The sequence below is a fragment of the Streptomyces sp. NPDC025793 genome (assembly GCF_055558375.1).
The window spans coordinates 435,375-456,820 of the sequence record NZ_JBVHMR010000004.1 but is presented as its reverse complement, the minus strand read 5'-3'; the positions used below and the strand labels follow the sequence as shown (position 1 = coordinate 456,820).

General features: G+C 70.8%; 14 protein-coding genes. 13 read left to right on the top strand and 1 reads right to left on the bottom strand.

From position 1 onward, the window contains the following. The first annotated feature begins 11 nt into the window (after positions 1 to 11). Positions 12 to 4,019, top strand: coding sequence for a CHAT domain-containing protein (locus ACZ4MF_RS12195; RefSeq protein WP_467491918.1), 4,008 nt, complete (start codon positions 12 to 14; stop codon positions 4,017 to 4,019). A gap of 160 nt (positions 4,020 to 4,179) precedes the next feature. Here the strand turns inward: ACZ4MF_RS12195 and ACZ4MF_RS12190 are convergent, their stop codons facing one another. Then, complete coding sequence (locus ACZ4MF_RS12190) at positions 4,180 to 5,670, bottom strand: tetratricopeptide repeat protein (RefSeq protein ID WP_467491917.1); 1,491 nt, start codon at positions 5,668 to 5,670, stop codon at positions 4,180 to 4,182. A gap of 991 nt (positions 5,671 to 6,661) precedes the next feature. Here ACZ4MF_RS12190 and ACZ4MF_RS12185 point away from each other — a divergent pair. The 12 genes from ACZ4MF_RS12185 (at position 6,662) to pntB (ending at position 21,200) form a co-directional block, all read left to right on the top strand. Continuing rightward, positions 6,662 to 8,095, top strand: coding sequence for a glycoside hydrolase family 15 protein (locus ACZ4MF_RS12185; protein WP_467491916.1), 1,434 nt, complete (start codon positions 6,662 to 6,664; stop codon positions 8,093 to 8,095). Between the two features lie 76 nt (positions 8,096 to 8,171). Next, positions 8,172 to 10,064: a GMC family oxidoreductase gene (locus ACZ4MF_RS12180; RefSeq protein ID WP_467491915.1), complete on the top strand. Its 1,893-nt coding sequence runs from the start codon at positions 8,172 to 8,174 to the stop codon at positions 10,062 to 10,064. Beyond that, positions 10,061 to 11,173: a ferritin-like domain-containing protein gene (locus tag ACZ4MF_RS12175; protein WP_467491914.1), complete on the top strand. Its 1,113-nt coding sequence runs from the start codon at positions 10,061 to 10,063 to the stop codon at positions 11,171 to 11,173. The genes ACZ4MF_RS12180 and ACZ4MF_RS12175 overlap by 4 nt, the downstream gene beginning before the upstream one ends. Further along, on the top strand, positions 11,170 to 11,694 hold the full coding sequence (locus tag ACZ4MF_RS12170) for a hypothetical protein (protein WP_467491913.1): 525 nt from the start codon (positions 11,170 to 11,172) through the stop codon (positions 11,692 to 11,694). The genes ACZ4MF_RS12175 and ACZ4MF_RS12170 overlap by 4 nt, the downstream gene beginning before the upstream one ends. Beyond that, complete coding sequence (gene iolE / locus ACZ4MF_RS12165; RefSeq protein ID WP_467491912.1) at positions 11,691 to 12,605, top strand: myo-inosose-2 dehydratase; 915 nt, start codon at positions 11,691 to 11,693, stop codon at positions 12,603 to 12,605. The genes ACZ4MF_RS12170 and iolE overlap by 4 nt, the downstream gene beginning before the upstream one ends. A gap of 18 nt (positions 12,606 to 12,623) precedes the next feature. Then, positions 12,624 to 13,658, top strand: coding sequence for a sugar phosphate isomerase/epimerase family protein (locus ACZ4MF_RS12160; RefSeq protein ID WP_467491911.1), 1,035 nt, complete (start codon positions 12,624 to 12,626; stop codon positions 13,656 to 13,658). A gap of 5 nt (positions 13,659 to 13,663) precedes the next feature. Continuing rightward, on the top strand, positions 13,664 to 14,479 hold the full coding sequence (locus ACZ4MF_RS12155; RefSeq protein ID WP_467491910.1) for an MBL fold metallo-hydrolase: 816 nt from the start codon (positions 13,664 to 13,666) through the stop codon (positions 14,477 to 14,479). A 19-nt stretch (positions 14,480 to 14,498) separates the two neighbouring features. Further along, the gene (locus ACZ4MF_RS12150; RefSeq protein WP_467491909.1) at positions 14,499 to 16,154 is read left to right on the top strand and encodes an alpha-keto acid decarboxylase family protein; all 1,656 of its coding nucleotides are present in this window, start codon (positions 14,499 to 14,501) and stop codon (positions 16,152 to 16,154) included. Positions 16,155 to 16,179: 25 nt separating this feature from the next. Further along, positions 16,180 to 16,488 carry an EthD family reductase gene (locus ACZ4MF_RS12145; RefSeq protein ID WP_356025641.1) on the top strand — a complete coding sequence of 103 codons (309 nt, stop codon included), beginning with the start codon at positions 16,180 to 16,182 and terminating at the stop codon, positions 16,486 to 16,488. Between the two features lie 109 nt (positions 16,489 to 16,597). Continuing rightward, positions 16,598 to 18,013 carry a protein kinase domain-containing protein gene (locus ACZ4MF_RS12140; RefSeq protein WP_467491908.1) on the top strand — a complete coding sequence of 472 codons (1,416 nt, stop codon included), beginning with the start codon at positions 16,598 to 16,600 and terminating at the stop codon, positions 18,011 to 18,013. A 142-nt stretch (positions 18,014 to 18,155) separates the two neighbouring features. After that, on the top strand, positions 18,156 to 19,727 hold the full coding sequence (locus tag ACZ4MF_RS12135) for a Re/Si-specific NAD(P)(+) transhydrogenase subunit alpha (protein ID WP_467491907.1): 1,572 nt from the start codon (positions 18,156 to 18,158) through the stop codon (positions 19,725 to 19,727). Between the two features lie 6 nt (positions 19,728 to 19,733). Beyond that, a complete protein-coding gene (pntB, locus tag ACZ4MF_RS12130; protein ID WP_467491906.1) occupies positions 19,734 to 21,200 on the top strand; it encodes a Re/Si-specific NAD(P)(+) transhydrogenase subunit beta in 1,467 nt (488 codons plus the stop codon). The last annotated feature ends 246 nt before the right edge of the window (positions 21,201 to 21,446 follow it).

The following is a 21,446-nucleotide window of genomic DNA, read 5'->3' as shown; positions in this document are numbered from 1 at the left end:
GGATGTCTGTCATGCCGGACCGCGAGGCGGCTCTCGCCGCCCTCCACCACCACCTCGACCGCGCCGTCGGCGACCCCGCGCACCTGCTCGGGGCGCAGGCCATGAACGCCGCGCACGCCCTCGCCGGCGCCGCCGACCCCGCCTGCGACCTCGCCGTCGCCCACGCCCTGGGCTGGTACCACTGGGTGCGTCACCTCGTCCTTCCCCAAGGCCTCGACCGGGACGATCTCGCCGCCGCCGTTCGCCTGCTGGCCCTGGTCCACCGGACACACCCCCGGTCCACCCCCGAAGCTCTGCACGGGACGTTGCAGCGGCTCGTCGCCGAGAGCCCGGTGCCGGACGCCGATGACAGCGCCGCAGCCGCCCTGCACGTCCGTGCCGTCGACCTGCTGCGCGCCTACGAGCGCACGCAGCGGCGGGAGTTGCTGGAACAGGCCGTCTCCGTGATGCGCACGCTGATCACCATGCTTCCCGAGGAGCATCCCGCCCGCGCCGCGGTCCTGAACAGCCTCGGGTCCTCCCTGCGGAGCCTGGTCGAACGCGGCGGCGACGCCGGCCTGTTGGCGGAGGCGGTGCGGGTGAGCCGTCAGGCGGTGGCCGCCACCTCCGACGAAAATCCCGACCGCGCCTTGTACCTGAACAACCTCGGGAGCCACCTGCGGCTCCAGTTCGGGCGCGTGGGCGAGGTGGGCCTGCTGGAGGAGGCGGTCGAGACGGGCCGTCGGGCGGTGGCCCTCACCCCGGACGAGGGCCCCTACCGCCCCATGTGCCTGAGAAACCTCCACACAGCTCTGGGCCTTCTGTACGAACGCACCGGCGAGGTGGGCCTGTTGGCGGAGGCGGTCGACGTGGGCCGTCGGGCGGTGGCCCTCACCCGCGACGACGATCCCGACCGCGCAGGGCGGCTGGGCGACCTCGGCATCGACCTGCGCGTCCTGTTCGAACGCACCGGCGAGGTGGGCCTGTTGGCGGAGGCCGTCGAGGTGGGCCGTCGGGCGGTGACCCTCGCCCCCGACGACCACCCCGACCGCGCTGAGCACCTGAGCGACCTCGAACACGCACTGCACATGCTGTTCGAACGAGCGGGCGGTGAGGTGAGTGTGCTGGAGGAGGCGGTCGAGGTGGGTCGTCGGGCGGTGGCCGCCACCCCCGACGACGACCCTGGCCGCGCCGCCCGTCTGACCGATCTCGGGATCGATCTGCAGGCCCTGTTCGAGCGCACCGGCCGGGTCGATCTGCTCAGGGCGGCGGTGCGTGCGGGCCGTGAGGCGGTGGACCTCACCCCCGACGACGCCTCCGACCGCGCCGTCCATCTGAATCCCCTCGGGGCCTGCCTGCGGTCCCTGTACGAGCGCACCGACGACGTGGGGGTGCTTGAGGAGGCGGTACGGGTGCGCCGTCAGGCGGTGGCTGCCGCGCCCGACGACCACCCCGACCGTGCCATGTACCTGAACAACCTCGGGGCCGCCTTGCTGAGGCGGTTCGAGCGCACCGATGACGCGTGTGCGCTGGAGGAAGCGGTGCGGACAGGCCGTCGAGCGGTCACCCTGACCCCCGACGACCACCCCAACCTCGCGATGTACCTGAGCAATCTCGGCTTCACCCTGCAGGCCCGGTTCGAGCGCACCGGCGAGGCGGAGGTGCTGGAGGAAGCGGTACGGGTGGGCCGTCGGGCGATCGACGCCACCCCCGACGACCACCCCAACCTCGCGATGTACCTGAACAACTTCGGGCTCGCCCTGCGGGTCCGCTTCGAGCGCACCGGCGAGATCGCCGCGTTGCGGGAAGCCGTGCAGATCGGCCGTCGCGTCGTCACCCTCACCCCCGACGACCGCCCCGACCGGGCCGCAGCCCTGAGCAATCTCGCGAACGCCCTGCGGGTCCTGTTCGAGCGCACCGGCGAAGAGGGGGTGCTTGAGGAGGCGGTGCGGGTGAGCCGTCAGGCGGTGGCCGCCACGCCCGACGACCACCCCCACCTCCCCGCGACCCTGAACAGCCTCAGGAACGCCTTGCAGAGGCAGTTCGAGCACACCGGCGAGACGGGGATGCTCAAGGACGCGGTACGGGTGAGCCGTCGGGCGGTGGAGGCCGCGCCCGACGTTCACCCCGACCGCGCCATGTACCTGAGCAACCTCGGGATCGCCCTGCAGAGGCAGTTCGGGCACACCGACGACGTGGGGGCGCTTGAGGAGGCGGTGCGGGCGGGCCGTGCGGCGGTGGCCGCCACTCCCGACAACCATCCCGACCGCGCCGTCTACCTGAATCCCCTCGGCAACGCCCTGCGGCTCCTGGCCGAGCGCACCGCGGAGACCGGCCTCGTGGCACAGGCGTGTGCCTGCTACCGCGAGGCCGCGGACACCCCGACCGGTGAGACGATGTCCCGGATCCGCGCGTACCGGTCCTTCGCGCTCCTGACCTCGGGCACCGGTGCTGCCCAGGCCGCGCTGAAGGCCGTGGAGGACGCCATCGATCTGGTGGGCGCCCTCGCTCCGGGCAGTCTGGCCCGCGCGGACCGCGAGCACCAGCTCAGCCGCCTGCCAGGTCTGGCCGGGGAGGCCGCGGCCGCCGCGCTGGGCGCGGGCCGGCCCGTGCGCGCCGTTGAGCTGCTGGAACGCACCCGCGGCATCCTCGCCGCCGAAACCCTCGGCATCCGCAGCCGCGACACGGCCCGCCTGCGCGAGCGCGCGCCCCACCTCGCCGACGAACTCGACCGGCTGCGCGCCCGACTCGACGCCCTGAACCGCCCCCGCTCCGTACTGGCGCAGGAGAGCACCGCGACCGAGGCGACCCTCGCGGCGGACCGGCGCCTGGCCGAGGACCGGCGCGCGACGCACGCGGCGTGGCAGAGCCTGCTCGGGCGGATCCGCGGCCTGCCGGAGTTCGAGGACTTCCTCCAGGCGCCCCCCATCGACCGGCTCGCCCGGGACGCGCACGACGGCCCCATCGTCTTCGTCACCACCAGCCCCGGCCGCTGCGACGCGCTCGTCCTGTCCGACACCCCCGACAGGCCCGTCCAGGCCGTGCCGCTGAACGGCCTGACCCACGAGATCGCCGTCGCCCACGCGGACCGGCTGCAGGCCGCCGTTCAGGCCACCACCGACCCCCGACTCGCCCCCCGGGAACGCGCCGCAGCCCAGCGGGAGATTCTCGCGGTCCTGGCCTGGCTGTGGGACACCGTCACCGAACCCGTCCTCACCCGACTCGGCCACACCGCCGCCCCCCGCCCCGGTGCGCCCCGGCACCGTCTGTGGTGGTGCCCTGTCGGGGTGCTGTCCGCCTTCCCCCTGCACGCCGCCGGCCACCACACCGACGCCCCTGACCGGTCCGGCGGCCGGCGCACCGTGTTCGACCGCGTCGTCTCCTCCTACGCCACCACCGTGCGCGCCCTCGCCCACGCCCGCACCCGCCACGCCGGCCCGGCAACCCCCAGCACCCTGATCGTCCCCGCCGCCGACACCCCCGGCACCGTCCCCCTACCCGGGGTCCGGTCCGAGACGAGGGCCCTCACCCGTCTCATCCCGGACGCCCACCTGCTCGACCCCGCGTCGCGCGCGACGGTCCTGCGCGCGCTGCCCGGCCATCGGGTCGCCCACTTCTCCTGCCACGGTCACGCCGACTGGAACGACCCGTCCCGAAGCCGCCTGGTCCTCCCCGACCACGCCACCACCCCGCTGACCCTCGCCGACATCACCACCCTGGACCTGACCGCCGACCTGGCCTACCTCTCCGCCTGCGACACCAGCGTCACCGACCCCCGCCTCGTCGACGAGTCCCTGCACATCACCGGCGCCTTCCACCTCGCCGGCTACCAGCAGGTCATCGGCACCCTGTGGCCCGTCGACGACCGGACCGCCGCCGAAGTCGCCACCGCCTTCTACACCCACCTCACCAGCGGTGGCACCACCCCGGCCCGGACCCACCGCAGCGCCCACGCCCTGCACCGGGCCACCACACGCCTGCGCGACCGTTACCCCAACACCCCCAGCCTGTGGGCCGCGTACACCCACACCGGCCGCTGATCCCGCGACCCGCGCCCGCGCGCGCCCCTTCGCCCCCCGGCCGCCGCCGCAGCGGCGCACCCTTCGGCCTGGTCCGGGCCGGCCCGGCGTCGGCAGCCGCTGGAACAGCCGCCCGGCTCGGGGGAGACCTGCCGCGGAAGAGCCAACTCCCCAGCGCTGCTCAGCCGTTGCTCAGCGCTCGCAGCACTGCCCCCAGATGCTCCAGCGCCTCGGGGACGCCGGCCTCGACGGCCTTCCGGCACCACCGCTCGCCTTCGGCCACGTCCCCGGCCATGGCGAGACCCAGCCCCAGGAGTTCCATCGACCGGCCGTCGCCGGCCTCGGCACCCCTGCGCCACCACCGATTCGCCTCGGCCTCGTCGCCGCGTCGCGAGGCCATCTCTCCCGCGAGGAACATGGCCGAGGGATCTCCTGCCCCGGCCGCCGCCTGGAACCACCGCTCGGCCTCGGCCTGCTCGCCGTGCCGGGCCAGCCTGAACGCCAGTGAGACCATGGCCAGGACGTCCCCGCCCTCGGCCGCGCCGCGCAACCAACGCTCCGCCTCGGCAGTCTCCCCGCGCTCCTGCAGCAGGTGGGCCATCCTCGTCATCGAACCCGAGAGCCCGGCGGCTGCCGCCTTCCGGTACCACACCTCGGCCTCGGCGGTGTCGCCGCGCTGCTCCAGCAGTCGGCCCAACAGCTCCATCGCAGCAGGCTCCTCGGCGGACCGCCGGTACCACTGCTCGGCTTCGGCCTTGCGCCCGTGCTCGTCCAACAGCATTCCCAGCATGAGCATCGACCGCAGATGCCCACCCTCGGAGCCCTTGCGGTACCACTGCTCCGCTGCCGCCAGATCGCCTCGGCGTTCGAGCAGCGACCCCAGGTGGAACATGGGCTCGACACGCTCGGTGGCTTCGGCGGCCACCCGGTAGAACTCCTCCGCGTCGGCCACGTCCCCGCGGTCCTCGTGCAGCAGCCCCAATCCCGTCAGCACATGGGACAACAGCTCGGGAAAGCCCGGGTCGTACGGCGCCTCGGTGATGACCCGTGCGGCCTCCCGCAACCGCCGCTCCTCATCGGCCGGCTCTCCGCGCCCTGCCGCGAGCCGGGCGAGCGCGCTGAGGGCGTGGGCCTGCGCCAAGGGGCTCACCGCCGCCTCCGCCGCCCGGCGGTACCACGCCTGCGCCCCGGCGAGGTCCGTCCGCCGCTCGAACAGGGCCCCGCCCCTGAGTACCGCCAGGGCGTCCCCGCGCTCCGCCCCCTCCCGGTACCACCACTGCGCACCCGTGACGTCGCCGCGTTCCTCCAACGCGGTTCCCATGGCCCCCCACGCCGGGACGTGACCGGCATCGGCGGCGCGCCGGTACCACTCCTCCGCGTCGGCGAGGTTCCCGCGTTCGTGGAGCAGCGCGCCGAGCCGAACCATCCACTCGGGGCTGCCGGCCATGGCGGCTTCCCGGTAGCAGCGCTCTGCCTGCTCCGGCTCTCCCCGTTGAAGAAGCAACCAGCCGACATGGCCCATCCCGGGGGCATGTCCCGCTTCGGCGGCCCTGCGGAACCACACCTCCGCCTCGGCAACGTCACGGCGGTCCCTGAGCAGGATGCCCAACTCGACCATCGCTTCCGGGTCTCCGGCCTGGGCGGCCTCGCGGTACCACTGCTCCGTCTCCATCTCGCCCCCGTTCTCGCGCGCCGGCCGAGGAAGGCGGCGCCGCAGTCCTCCCGCGGATTCTCCTCCGCACCGGCAGGACGGAGAAGGGGGCGCTGTCGTGCCCGTCTCGCAGGACTCCTCGCTCCAGGCGGCGACCGGAACGCACTGAATTACCGCACAGGAATTCGCCCTTGTCCAAAGGGAACTCCATAAACCCCACCAGGAACCGACGCACAGTTATGCAACAGTAGGCTGCACGGGATTACCCCAGCCTCGTGCGCAACAGTCGAATTTCCCCTTGCGGCCCTACCCGGCCGGCTGTAGCGTGTGGCACGCAAAGTTGAGGGTGCTGCGAAGCAGCGTACCCACCGCGTGGCACGGTCACGTCTCAGGCTTATTCAAATGAACGTCCCTGCATCGCGCGCTCTTTGAGAAAACGGGGGGACAGAGGGATGTATTCCCTATTGACGCGATTATGGGAATGGTGTCGACTCGGGCGCCTGATTCCGAGTGTCGTCGCAGGCCTGACGGTGTTGTCGCGCGCCACTCTCCTCACCGCGTCCCCGGGGCGAACACACGGGTCCGGGACCGCCCGCCCATCCTCCCGGCCCGTCCGCGCGTGCGGCTCGCGCGGAGCCTGCCGTACCCGTGCGGCGGCCAGGGTGCCGGCGAGGGGCGGCAGGCCGTGCCCCGGGCCGGCCGCGCCGTCCGGAACGCACCCGCGGCCCACTGGGCGATCGCGAGCGTTCCCGCGCACCGCCGGTGACGCGGCCGTGGTCCCCGCGTCAGGCATGACCAGCGGCGACACCAACACGCGGGCCGACACCGGCGACGTGCCCGTGCACCATCCACACCCTCTTGCGCCATCCATCCGGCGTGCCCGCCACGCAAGCCCACGCATCCCGTGGAGGCACCCCATGGACGCGGTCGGTTCCCGGCCTCTCGATCCACGCGACCAGGGCGCCGACCGGATCCGATAGTTCCGCACGAAAGACGACGGGGGAGTTCCGCCATGCCCGAGCCCACCAGCACACCCACCGGCACGCCCGCCCGCACGAACCGGTCGGCCGACACGTCCCGTGTGCGGGCGAACGCCCAGATCTCCATGGCTCCGGAAGCCATCGATCTGCCGTCGCTCGTGCCGGTCATGTACACCTTCATGTTCCGGAGCATCTCCAGCGACGGCTTCGCCTTCAGCGATCCGCAGTCGCCGGGCGACATCTCCCGGAACTCGAAGCCGGGTTGCATCATCGCAGCGCCCTCCTTCCCGGCCGACACCCCCGGCATCGACGAGGACTACGTCTTCAACTGGGTGCGTGACGGGGCCATCACGGCCATGGAGGTGGCCAGGGCCGACATGCCCGCCCGCCCGGGCGGGACGGTGCAGACGCTCAACGACTATGTGCAGTTCGCCGACCTGTGCCACTCCAACGCCCAGCCGCCGCTGACCAAGGGGCACGCCTGCTTCAACATCGCCGGCGACGCCCGCCCGTGGACCGAGCAGAACGACGGTCCGGCCCTGCAGACGATCACCGTCCTGGCCGCCTACGACCAACTCGACGTCGGCACCCAGAAACGGGCGGTCGACCTGGTGAACGCGAACGTGGCCTACCTCCTCGGCGTCTACCAGGCCCCCACCACGAACCTGTGGGAGGAGCACAGCGGTTACAGCTTCTTCGCCCGCTCCGCCCAGCTGCGCTGCTTCGAGGAGATCCAGGCCTCGACGGTCGTCGGCATCGACAAGCCGACCGGGCTGCGGCCCGCCATCAAGTGGCTGCGCCAGGCGCTCGCAAGCCACTGGGACGGGAGCATGTACGTGAGCATGCTGGCCGACCCCGGTGACGGGGCCCAGCCGTCGCCGCAGAACCCGGTCGTCAGCGGTTACGACCCGAACATCGACATCGTCCAGTCGGCCGTCTACGGCGCCGTTCCCGTCACCGACACCAAACTGCTGGCCACAGCGGCCCGACTGCGCTCTCAGTGGGAGGAGGGCGGCATCGCCTTCTACCCGATCAACAAGGCCGACAAGGAAGCGTTCGGCATCGGGCCGCTGTTCGGCCGCTACCCGGGCGACGTCTACGACGGCGACACCGCGCACCCCGTGCTCGGCGGCCACCCCTGGGCCCTGTCCACGTGCAACGTCGCGGAGCTGCACTACAAGCTGGCCGCCGCGATCAAGTCCAGCGGCAAGGTCCCCCTGGACGACCTGTCCGCACCCTTCTTCGCCCAGTCCGGCATCGACGCGTCGACGGCCCCGGCGGCGGCAGCCGCCGCCCTGGCGGCCACCGGCGACGCCATGGTGCGTGCCGTCGTCTACCACAGTGACAACCTGGAGCTCTCCGAGCAGTTCGACGGCACCACCGGCTTCGAGCGCAGTGTGCACAACCTGACGTGGAGCTATGCCGCCTACCTGTCCGCCATGCGGGCCCGGGCCGAGGCCGTGTGACCCATGGCCGACCGACGCGCAACCCCAACCCCACACCGGTCCCGGCCGCGCCCGGCAGCGGAGGAGTGACTGCCCCATGTACGCGAAGTTCCCCGAGGGGGCGGCGCAGCGCACCGACCCCGCGGCGGCGGCCGAGGTCCTCTACGACGCCGTCATCGTCGGCGGCGGGATCGCCGGCGCCCTCATCGCCTCGCGGCTGAGCGCCGTCGGCAAGAGGGTCCTGATACTCGAAGCCGGCCCCGCCGAGGACCTCACCCTGAGGGGCTACGAGAGCTACCTCGACCGCTTCTACTCGGCCACCGGCAAGGACAACCAGTCCCCCTACCCGGTCGTCGCAGCCGCCCCGATGCCCCGCGGCAGCGACGCACGCCGCATCCCCCCGGGCGCGCCCGACGCCTCTGCCTACCTCGTCCAGAGCGGGCCCTTCGCCTCCGACACCACCTACACCCGGGTCCTCGGCGGCACCACCATGCACTGGGAGGCCAAGACACTGCGGATGCTCCCCGAGGACTTCCGGATGCGCACGCTCTACGGCGAGGGGGCCGACTGGCCGCTCACCTACGAGGACCTCGCCCCGTACTACACCGAGGCCGAACGCGAGATCGGCGTCTGCGCCGACGTGGCGGACCAGGCCTACCTCGGGATCACCTTCGACGAGGACTACGTGTTCCCGATGAAGGGGCTGCCCCTGTCGTACCTGGACCGGATGGTCGCCAAGGACCTCGACGGGATGCCGGTCGAGCTCGACGGGGAGCGGCGCGAGCTGCGGGTGCGGCCGTTCCCGCAGGGACGCAACGGGATACCGAACCCGGCGTACGACGGCGGGAAGGGCTACCGGCCGCGAGGGGCGGTGAGCACGTACCAGGTCGAGGTCGGCGGGCGGTGCCAGGGCAACAACAACTGCGTGCCCATCTGCCCGGTGCAGGCCAAGTACCACGCCGGCAAGACCCTCGCGGTGGCCCTGCAGAGCGGCCGGGTCGACCTGGTGGCCCAGGCGGTGGCCTACAAGGTGCACGTCGACGAGCGGACCGGCCGGGTGACCGAGATCGAGTACCGCCGCTACGACCGGCCCGACAGCCCCGGCTTCACCACCGTGCGAGCCCGGGGCCGGCTGTTCGTCCTGGCCGCCAACGCGGTGGAGAACCCCCGGCTGATGCTGGCCTCCGGACTGCGCAGCTCCAGCGGCCTGATGGGGCGCAACTTCATGGACCACGCCTACCTGCTGGCGTGGGCCCTGCTGCCGGAGGTGGCCGGCACCTTCCGGGGCACGAACTGCACGGGCGGCATCACCGACCTGCGCGGGGGCCGCTTCCGCCGCCGCCAGGCGGCCTTCAGCGTCGACATCCACAACGACGGCTGGGGCTGGGCCCGGGGCGCGCCGATGACCGACCTGGCCGACCTGGTGGACGCCGGCGGCCGCTACGGCGAGTCCCTACGCCAGGGCCTGGTGGACCGGGTCTCCCGCCAACTGCAGCTGGCGTTCATGGTCGAGGTCCCCGCCAACCCGAGCAACCGGATCACCGTGGACCCGGCCTACACCGACCACCTGGGGAACATGCGGCCCATCCTCACCTACGACATCCCCGACTACACGATGCGGGGCGTGGCGTACGCCCGGCAGCTGTCCAGGCGGATCTTCGCCCGCCTCGGAGCCGAGGACCACACCGTGTACGACCCGAACTTCTGGGGCTACGCCGTGCACGCAGGCGAGGGATACGAGATCCGAGGCGGCAACCACCTCGCCGGCACCCACACGATGGGCAGCGACCCGTCGACCTCGGTCGTGGACGCGGACCAGCGGAGCTGGGACCACGAGAACCTCTACCTGGTCGGCGGGGGAAGCATGCCCACCGTGGGCACGTCGAACGTGACGCTCACCATCGCCGCCCTGTGCCTGCGCAGCGTCCGGGCCATGCTGGCCCGGCTCGACGCCGAGACCGCACCGATCGCCGTGGAGGTGGCCCGGTGACCGCGTCGACCATCGACGACCGTGACGACCTGATCAGCTATCTGCACGTGGCGATGGCGCTGGAGCACGCGACCATCCCCCCGTACCTGACCGCGTACTACTCCATACACTCCACCACCAACTCCGACGCCGCCCACATCATCCGGGTGGTCGCGGTGGAGGAGATGCTGCACCTGACCCTCGTCGCCAACGTCCTGAACGCCATCGGCGGCAGGCCCGACCTGACCCGCCCCGGCTTCGTGCCGTCCTACCCGGCCTACCTGCCCGACGGGGAGAGCGACTTCACCGTCGACCTGCGGTCCCTGTCCCCCGAGGCGGTGGAGACGTTCTGCAAGATCGAGCGGCCGGGCCGGGCCCCCAGCGCCGACGCACGGCTGCTGCGCACACCGGACAGCGGGAGTCAGGTGCTGGCCTTCAGCCCGACGGCCGAGGGGATGCGCTTCTACAGCATCGGCGAGTTCTACGCGGAGATCATCGAAGGCCTCGAAAAGGTGGCGGCCGGCGACCCGGGGCTCTTCTCCGGCGACCCGGCCCTGCAGGTGGGGCCCGAGTACTTCTACTCCGGCGGCGGGTCGGTGATCGTCGTCTCCGACCTCGACTCGGCCTGCCGGGCGCTGCGCTTCATCGCCGCGCAGGGCGAGGGCCTCGACTCGGGCATCCACGACGCGGACGGGGAGCTGGCCCACTACTACCGGTTCCGGCAGCTGCAGCTCGGCCGCTACTACCAGGTGGGCGACGACCCCGACGCACCGTCCGGGCCGCCGCTCAGTGTCAGCTGGGACCACGTGTACCCGGTGAAGGCCAGCCCCCGGCTGGCCGACTTCCCGGCGGGATCGGAACTCGCCCGTGCCGCCCGGGACTTCAACGCCGCGTACGGGGCCTTCCTCGCCCTGCTCACCAGGGCGTTCAACGGACAGCCGGGCCTTCTGCAGGACGCCGTCTGCGACATGTTCCGCCTGCGCGACGGGTTCACCCAGCTGGTTCGCAACCCCCTGCCGGGCAGCGACGGCCTGCACGCCGCCCCGACCTTCGAGATCCCGGCCGCGGTCGGGTCCGATCCGGGGGCCTCTCGGTCCGCCGCTGAGACGGAGCGGGCGGTGGCACGGTGACCGCCCCGCCGTTCGAGGAGTTCCTGCGCCTGTCGGTCGACCTCACCGCCTTCGGGGAGACCGAACTGCTCGGCACCGGTCTGGCCCGGCAGTACCTGGCCAAGGTGCGGGCCGCCTGCGGCGACGAGATCGTCACCGCCCTCCTGGACGCCCACCGGGCGGCCCGGGCCGACGCGGCCGGTGACGCCGGCAGCCCCGACCGGGTGCTGCTCGACCGGATCCTGCTCGACCGGGCCCTGCGCCACCGGATCTTCAGCGACGAATGCCTCGGACCGGTGGCCCGAGGCGTGATCAAGCTCTGGTACGCCGGGATGTGGTACGCGCTGCCCCCCGAGTGGACCGACCGGTACGGGGCCCACGCCGCGGGCGAGGCCTCCACGGTCACCGCCGCCTCCTACCAGGAGGGGCTGCTGTGGCGGGCCATCGGCGCCAATCCTCCCGGCGCCAAGGGGCCCGGCTACGGCTCCTGGGCCCAGCCACCCCGCATCGAGGACCGCTACCTGAATGGGGCGACGAAATGACCGACTTGGCGGACCGCCTCGGCCCGGACAAGGTGAAGCTCGGCGTCTGCTGCACCCTGTGGTGGAACGACGACTTCCCCGCCATCGACGCCGGCATCTCCTTCGGCCAGGCCGTGAGCGAGATGGCGCTCGCCGGCTTCCAGGGCTGCAGCATCGGGCACAAGTACCCCTCGGACGCCGCCGCGCTCAAGGCCGCCCTCGATCTGCGCGGCCTGCGGGTGTCCGAGCCCTGGACGAGCACGTACTTCACGATCGGCAAGATGCGGCACAAGACCATCGCCGCCTTCGAGGAGACGCTGGCCCACATCAAGGCGCTGGGCGGGACCGAGCTGGTCGTGGCCGAGTTCGGAGCGTCGTCGCACCTGCTCCCCGTCGACGTGTTCGCCAACCGCCCCGTCTTCACCGACGCCCAGTGGGACGCCCTGACGTCGGGCCTGGACGAGCTCGGCAAGATCGCCGGCTCGGCCGGGATGAAGCTCAGCTATCACCACCACATGGGTACCGGTGTCATGACCCGGGCCGACGTCGACCGGCTGATGGCCTCGACCGATCCGGCACTGGTCCACCTCCTGCTCGACACCGCCCACATCGCCTTCGCGGGCGACGATCCACTGGACCTGGCCCGGGCGCACGCCGACCGCATCGGCCACGTCCACCTGAAGAGCATCCGGCCCGAGGTCGTGAGCCGGGTGCGGGAAGAAGGCCTGTCGTTCCAGGAGGGCGTCGAGCTCGGCGTCTTCACGGTGCCCGGGGACGGCGCGATCGACTTCCGGCCGATCCTGGAGGTGCTGGCCGACGCCGACTACCAGGGGTGGCTGGTCGTGGAGGCCGAGCAGGACCCGAACAAGGCCAACCCGCTCGAATACGCCAAGAAGGCCCGCGCCTATCTCGCCGACGTCCTGGGCTGGTAGCGAACGGAGGACCCGGGAATGAACGAGACATTCGAACGGGACGTGTTCTTCAGCTTCTTCATGTTCACGGCCGACCTGAGACCGCAGGACGCGCGGTACACCGCGGTCCTGATCAATCATCTGAAGGCCCTCACCGACATGGGCTACGACGGCTTCGACCTGCACATCGCCCCGCAGCCCGCGACCGTCGACCACAAGCTCGAAACCGACAGCTACGTCGCCCTCAAGAAGGCGTTCGACCAGGCGGGGCTGAAGGACGTGAAGTTCACGACCAATGTCGGGACCACGCGGACCTTCGACCCGACGTCGCCCTACGAGGAGCAGCGCAGGCGGGCCCTGTCCTACCTCACGTCACGCGTCGACATCACGCGCGTCCTGGGCGGGGACTCGATCATGTCGGGGCCGTTCCTCTACCCGTACGGCGTCTTCCCGGTCACGGACGCCGACGAGCCGCTGTGGAGCGACGCCCTCCAGGACTGGATGAAGTCGCGCTATCGCGCGGCGCGTTCCGTCTTCGAGGACCTGGCGGAGTACGCCGCGGCGCGCGAGGTGAAGCTCGCCATCGAGCCCGTCAAGAGCTGGGAGACGCCTCCACCCAACATGGTCTCCGAGGCACTGGACTTCCTCGACGGCTTCGAGCACTCGGGGGCCGGCGTGACGATCGACACCGCACAGGTCGTGATGGAGAGTCAGGGCCCGTCGGTCTTGCGGGACAACGTCGCGCGAGCCGTCCGGCGGGACCGGCTCCACTACGTCCACATCTCCGCGCCCGACCGGGGTGCGGTGAAGGACAGCTGGATCCCGTGGGACGTCGTCCGGAACGAGATCGAGCCGGTGTATCGCGGGCCGTACCTCGTCGAGGTGTTCAACGCGATCGAGCCGTTCGTCAGCTCCATGCGCATGGCACGCCGGCGGTTCTGGCGGCCCGGCGAGGACGACCCGGTGCCCGGCGTCGACAGCGCCTACGACGTCGCGAGGGCCGCACTGGAGGAACTGCGGGAGCAGGTCATCACTCCTTCCACTCACGTGCCCGGGAAAGGTGCCGCATGCTAGCCCAGGTGTCGGATCCCATCATCATGGTCGTGAAGCAGTCGGGCGATGTCCGTATTCACACCTTCGTCGCCTCCTTCGCGTACAGCAATATCGCGAACGCCACGCACATCATCGAGACCAGGAACCAACTGGTGCTCGTCGACGGGCAGTTCCTCGTTCCCTACGCAAGGGCGTTCAGGGACTACGCGGACAGCCTCGGCAAGCCGATCGAGCGGCTGTACGTTTCCCACCGGCACCCCGACCACTGGTTCGGTGTCGGGGCGGCGTTCGGCGACGTCCCGATCCACGCGCTGCCCGAGACCATGAGCTTCATCCAGGAGCACGGGGAAGCATCGAGGAGCGACCACTGGAAACTCGGCGACCTCGTCCCGGACCGGATCGTCGTGCCCAAGCAGGCCGTCGGCCCCGGCACCGAGACGATCGACGGGGTCAGGTACCTCTTCGACCGGGTGACAGAGACAGAAATCGACTTCCACCTGACCATCAGGCTTCCTGATCTGGGAGTCTATTTCACCCAGGACCTGATCTACAGCGGCACCCATCTGTACCTGACACAGCACATGGACCACTGGATCCAGGTGCTCCAGAACATGCTGCTGTCCGACTACGACCTGTTCATGCCGGGCCACGGCCTGCCGGCCGACAAGAACGAGGTCGCTCGCAACATCGAGTACCTCTCGGCCGCCCGGCAGGCGATCGGCAACGGGCTGACGGGCGACGCCTTCAAGGGTTTCATGCTCCAGCGGTATCCCGAACGCAAGTGCCCGGGGATATTCGACATCTACCTGCCCCGGCTGTTCGGCGGCGCGAGCGACTACTGACCCCGGAGGCATTCGGACCATGAACGAGACCTGCACCGTAGGGCAGTACCTGGTGGACCGGCTCCGCCAACTGGGGCTGGGGCACCTCTTTTCCATCGCGGGCGACTACTCGATCGAATGGCTGAACCGCTACGTGGCGCCGAGCGGCATCGAGATCATCGAGGAAGTCAACGAGGTGAACGCCGGTTACGCGGCGGACGGATACGCGCGACTGAAGGGTGTCGGGGCGCTCTGTGTCACTTACTCCGCGGGCGCACTGTGCGCCGTGAACGCCGTCGCCGGCGCTTATGTCGAGAAGGTTCCGCTCGTGCTGATCAACGGCACACCGAGCATCAAGAAGACCATCGTCTTCGAGCAGACCGGCTTCAGCGCGCATCACTTCATCAGCGGACGTGAAACGGACCTTCAGTCGTTCGAGCACATCACGGTCGCGGCCGTACGCATCGAGAGCCCGGACCTTGCGCCGACGTTGATAGATTACGCGCTGACCCGGTGCATCAGCGAACGGCGCCCGATCTACATCGAGCTTCTCCAGGACATGGTCGACTTGACGTGCGAGCCGCCGAGGGGAGTTCTGAAGCCGGCCAGGATCCTGTCGGACGAGACCAGCCTGGAACAGTCGGTGGCGCAGATCTGCGCCAGGCTCGAAAGCGCCGAGAACCCGCTCGTCTGGGTCGGTGTGGAGATCGACCGGCTCGGCCTTCAGGACAAGGCCATGAGTCTGATCCAGCAGCTGAACGTCCCCTTCGTCACGGAACTCCTCAGCAAGGCCGTCCTTTCCGAGGACGATCCCCTGTTCGTCGGCGTGCTCGACGGTCAGGCGTCATCGACGGCCGTCACGGATCTGGCCGCCACGTCCGACTTCGTGCTGGCCCTCGGCGTGTGGCTGACGGACATCAACTCGCTCGGCTGGGAGCCGGACTACGACAAGACCGCGTTCGCGTCGTTCGACGCGGTCAAGCTCGGGACCTTCTTCGGCGGACAGGTCGCGCTGGAGCACCTGATGGACGGCATCCTGGCACAAAAGGTCGCGCCCAAAACGCGGAAACTTCCGGAGAAGCCCGCTCGTGGCGCGCCGACCACGGGCTCGTCCGACGTGATCACGTACCAGGGGTTCTACAACTTCATCCAGCAGTACATCGACCGGAAGACCATCGTCGCCGCCGACGCGAGCATGAACTACTTCGGGAGCCTGCTGCTCGACGTGCCACGGCCGGGCGGGTTCATCGCTCAGTCGTCCTACTCGTCGATCGGTTACGGCGCGGCGGCTGCGACGGGTATCTGCTTGGCGAAGGCGCCCGACCAGAGAGTCGTGGTCTTCTCGGGTGACGGCGGATTCCAGATGACCGCCCAATGCCTCTCGACGCAGACCCGCTTCAGGCTCAACCCGATCGTCTTCGTCATCGACAACGGCGTCTACGCCGTGGAGCAGTGGCTCGGCGATGCGTCGGTCTTCCATGCCGACAAGCCGTTCTACAAGCCGTGTGTCCTGCACCGGTGGAACTACAGCCGGCTGTCGGAGGTGTTCGGGTGCCGAGGATGGGAAGTCGGCACGTACGGAGAGCTGACGGCTGCCGTGACGGGTGCCCTGAAGAACTCGGACAGCCCGTCCATCATCCAGGTCCACGTGCCCGACAAATCGATCCCCGAGAATGCGAAATGGAAGACCCAGTAACAGCAACGGACAAGGAGCAGGAATAGTGCCGACGAAGATCACCGCAATCTACGAGAACCCGAAATCCCCCGAGGAGTTCGAGGCCGGTCACCACGAGCAGATCGCGCTGGCGAAGAAGATCCCCGGAGTCCAGCGGATCGAGAGCGCGAAGGTCTGGCCGAAGGAGGACGGCAGCGCGACTCCGGCCTATCGCGTACTCGACATGTACTTCACCGACTACGCCGCGGCCAGCAGGGCCGTGACGACCGGAGAGGCATCGGCGTTCGTCGCCAAGGCCTTCGAGCTGGCGACCGGCGGTGTGCGGCTCCTCTTCACCGATGTCGAGGACGTCTGACCTCGCTTCGTCCAAGGCGTGGTGGGCATCCCACGTGCCTCGCCGGCACGTGGGATGCGTCGCCAGGGCCGTAAGCTTCCTCGGGTTTGTGACGAGCGGGGAGGCGTGCGTGGGGCGGGAATCAGTCCTCAGTGACCGGTACGAGCTGGTCGAGAGGCTCGGGCAGGGCGGCATGGGAACGGTTCATCGGGGGGTGGACCGGCAGCTGCGCCGCACTGTCGCGGTCAAGCTGCTCTCCTCGGCGCTGGCCCACGATCCGCAGTCACGAGCCCGCTTCCGGCGCGAGGCGCACGCGGCGGCCGCGCTGAACCACCCCGCAGTGGCCACCATCCACGATGTCGGGGAGGAGCCCGACGCCGACGGCCCGCGGCCCTATCTGGTGATGGAATACGTACCGGGCACGACCCTCGCCGAGGTCCTGCGCGACGGCCCGCTGCACGTCGCCGAGGCGATCGAGACGGCATGTGCCGTACTGGACGCGCTGCAGCACAGTCACGAACACGGCATCGTGCACAGGGACATCAAGCCCTCGAACATCATGCGCACCGGCCCCGGCGCCGTGAAGGTCCTCGACTTCGGCATCGCCAAAGCCTTCACCGAGACGGCCACCCGCATCACCGGCAGCGGCGCCGCCATAGGCACCCCCGCCTACCTCTCGCCCGAGCAGATCAACGGGGCGGAGATCGACCACCGGGCCGACCTGTACGCGATGGGGTGCCTGCTGCACGAACTGCTGACCGGCCAGCCGCCGTTCCGCGGGGAATCGCCGTTCGCCGTCATGCACCAGCACCTGTTCGCCGAACCCGAGCCGGTCTCCCGGCTCCGCCCGCAGGTCCCGCCGGCGGTGGAGGAGGTGATCCGGCGTGCCCTGCGCAAGGATCCGAAGGAACGATTCGCTGACGCACGGCAGATGGGCGCCGCTCTCGCCGAGGCCCTGGCCAGGTCCGCCATGCCGACGGCCCAGGCCCCCTCACCCCTCCCTCCGGCGACGCGCCCCGGCACTCCCGCCGCGCCCGGCCGCGGGTTCGTGCCGCGCCTCACGGCCGACAGTGTCCTGGCCCTGTCGGGGTGTCTGCTGTCGCTGCTGTGCGCACGCGGCCACGTGGTGGAAACGGCCCACTTCGGCTGGGTCGCCTCCGCGGCCGGCCTGCTGGGGCTGGTGGCCCTGCCCTGGTCGGCACGTCTGTCGTGCGTCGTGGGCTGGGGTCCCGTGGCGGAGGCCGTGGCGGTCAACTCGGAACTGCGGCGCGCCAATGACGGGTGGGCCCACTCGTACGTCGGCATCGCCGCACTGCTGGCACTGACCGCCGCCTGCTGCCTGACGAGCGCGGCACGCCGCAAGGAGGGCGGCGCCGGTTCACTGGTCGCCTTCTGGTTCTGCGCCACCGCGTCGGTCTGGTACGTCCTCGACGACCTGCGCAAGCTCTTCGTGTTCTACCTGCTGCTGTCCCTGATGTCCGTCGCCGCCCTGTCCTGGGAGACCGTGGTACGTGTGCGGCGCCGTGGTGGTGGCACCGCCGAGTGAAATACACCAGGGCCGTGTCCGTCGGCCCGCCCCGGTTCGGGGGGTAGGTTTCCTGCGGCCCGCGTCCACGGAACGAGTCCTGTGGACGCCCGTTTGACCGCGGATACCCGTCAGACCCTCCTACCGGGAGAGAACACGAGACATGTCTGCACAAGAATCTGCTCAACACCCGCCCCAGCGCGTCGGCGTCGTGGTCGAGTCCCTGTCCGGGGAGACACGGGTCGCGGCGACGCCGTCGACGGTACGTCACCTGCTGGGCCTGGGCTACGAGGTGGTGGTGGAGTCCGGGGCCGGCGCGGCCAGCGGCTTCGGCGACCAGGCCTACCTCGACGCCGGCGCCGCTGTCGGCCAGGCCTGGGACGCGGATGTCGTCCTGAAGGTGAACGCTCCCTCCGACACGGAGATCACCCGGCTGCGCGGCGGCGCCACCGTGATCGCCCTGCTGGCCCCGGCACAGCAGCCCGAACTGCTGCGGGCACTGGCGGATGCCGGGGTGACCGCGCTGGCGCTCGACGCGGTGCCGCGCATCTCACGCGCCCAGTCGATGGACGTACTGTCGTCGATGGCGAACATCGCCGGGTACCGGGCGGTGATCGAGGCCGCCCACGTCTTCGGCCGGTTCTTCACCGGCCAGGTCACCGCGGCGGGCAAGGTGCCGCCGGCGAAGGTGCTGGTCGCCGGTGCGGGCGTGGCCGGTCTCGCGGCGATCGGCGCCGCCTCCAGCCTCGGCGCGATCGTGCGGGCCACCGACCCGCGGCCCGAGGTCGCGGAGCAGGTGAAGTCGCTGGGCGGCGAGTACCTCCCGGTGAACGTGGTCCAGGAGGCGAGCACCGACGGCTACGCCAGGGCGACCTCCGCCGACTATGATCGCGCCGCCGCCGAGCTCTACCACGAGCAGGCCGGGGACGTGGACATCGTGATCACCACCGCGCTGATCCCGGGCCGGCCGGCGCCGGTCCTGCTGACGGCGGCGGACGTGGCGGTCATGAAGCCGGGCAGCGTCATCGTCGACATGGCCGCCGCCCAGGGCGGCAACGTCGAGGGCACCGTGCCCGGGCGTGCGGTCGTCACCGACAACGGTGTCACCGTCATCGGCTACACCGACCTCGCCTCCCGGCTGCCCGCCCAGGCCTCGCAGCTCTTCGGCACCAACCTGGCGAACCTCCTGAAGCTGCTCACCCCCGGCGGGGACGGGCGGCTGACGATCGACTTCGACGACGCCGTACAACGGGCCGTGACCGTGGTGCGGGGCGGCGACGTCACCTGGCCGCCGCCGCCCGTGGCGGTCTCGGCCGCACCCGCCGCGCCGGCCGGGTCGCCGCAGACCGTGCCCGCCGAGCGCGAACCCGAGGCGAGGGGACCGAGGCTGACGCCCGGTCGGCGCTACGGCCTGATCGGGCTGGGCATGCTCGCCCTGTTCCTGCTGGTGGCCTTCGCCCCCGCCCAACTGGCCGGAAACTTCACGGTGTTCGCCCTGGCGGTCGTGATCGGCTACTACGTCATCGGCAAGGTGCACCACGCGCTGCACACGCCGCTGATGTCGGTGACCAACGCGATCTCCGGGATCGTCGTGATCGGCGCCCTGCTGCAGATCGGGCACGAGAACCGGATCGTCACCGCGCTCGCCTTCGTGGCGATCCTGCTGACGAGCGTGAACATCTTCGGAGGTTTCTCCGTCACCCGCCGCATGCTGTCGATGTTCTCGAAAGGCTGAGCCGAGATGACTTCACTGACGGCGTCCCACGCCGCCGACCTGGTCGCCGCGCTGCTGTTCGTCCTGAGCCTGGCGGGCCTGTCCCAGCACCGCACCTCCCGCGCCGGGGTCGTCTACGGCATCGCCGGCATGGTCCTCGCGCTGGTCGCCACGGTCGTGCTCGCGGCGCGGAGCATCACCGCCGGCGCGGTGACCCTGATCGTGGTGGCGATGGCGCTCGGCGGCGCGGTCGGCCTGTGGCGGGCCCGGCGTGTCGAGATGACGCAGATGCCCGAACTGATCGCGGTGCTGCACAGTTTCGTCGGCCTCGCCGCGGTGCTGGTGGGCTGGAACAGCTACCTGGAGGTGGAAGCGCAGGGCAGGGCGCAGACCCGGATCGGTGCCGACCTGCTGGGCATCCACCACGCCGAGGTGTTCATCGGCGTCTTCATCGGCGCGGTCACCTTCACCGGCTCGATCGTCGCGTTCCTGAAGCTCTCGGCGCGCATCACGTCCCGTCCGCTGACGCTGCCGGGGAGGAACGCGCTGAACCTCGGCGCGCTCGGCGCCTTCGTCGCACTGACCGCCTGGTTCACGCTTCGCCCGAACCTGGCGCTGATGATCACGGTGACCGTGCTGGCGCTGGCGCTCGGCTGGCACCTGGTCGCCGCGATCGGCGGCGGTGACATGCCCGTCGTCGTCTCCATGCTGAACAGCTACTCGGGCTGGGCGGCGGCCGCGGCCGGCTTCCTGCTCGACAACAACCTGCTCATCGTGACGGGCGCGCTGGTGGGCTCCTCCGGTGCCTATCTGTCCTACATCATGTGCCGGGCGATGAACCGATCCTTCCTCTCCGTCATCGCGGGCGGATTCGGCATCGAGGCGCCGTCGGGCCGTGCGCAGGAGCAGGGCGAGCACCGGGAGGTGCGGGCGGCGGAGGTGGCCGGGATGCTGGCCCGGGCCCGCTCGGTGATCATCACCCCCGGTTACGGCATGGCCGTCGCCCAGGCCCAGCACCCCGTGGCGGAGTTGACGCGCCGGCTGCGCGCACGGGGCGTCGAGGTCCGGTTCGGCGTCCACCCCGTCGCCGGGCGCCTGCCCGGACACATGAACGTCCTGCTGGCCGAGGCGAAGGTCCCCTACGACATCGTCCTGGAGATGGACGAGATCAACGACGACTTCGCCGGTACCTCGGTCGTGCTGGTCATCGGCGCGAACGACACCGTCAACCCGGCCGCGACCGAGGACCCGGCGAGCCCCATCGCGGGCATGCCGGTGCTGCGGGTCTGGGAGGCGGAGCAGGTCGTGGTGTTCAAGCGCTCCATGGCCTCCGGATACGCGGGCGTACAGAATCCGCTCTTCTTCCGCGAGAACAGCGGCATGCTCTTCGGCGATGCCAGGCAGAGCGTCGAGGACATCCTGGCCGCGCTCGGCACGGACGGCCACGAGGAGCCGACGTCAGCCGCGCGTCAGGCGACGGCCGCCGGCCGCTGAGCCGGGCCCCTTCGCCGGCCGCGGGGGCCGCATACGATGCGGGGACGACCGAAGCCCGTCGCCTCCGCGTGGGACGGAGCCCTGCCCGACCGCAAGCGGCCCCTCACCCCGGCCGGAGAGGCGTTCGTCCCCGCCGCGCGTGCGGGCGACCGTCTCGGGGCCCTCGTCGCGCCGCTGCTCGCGATCGCCGGGTTTCGAGGCCAGGTCGGTGGGGGCTTCGCCCGTGTGGTTACAGTCGCACCATGG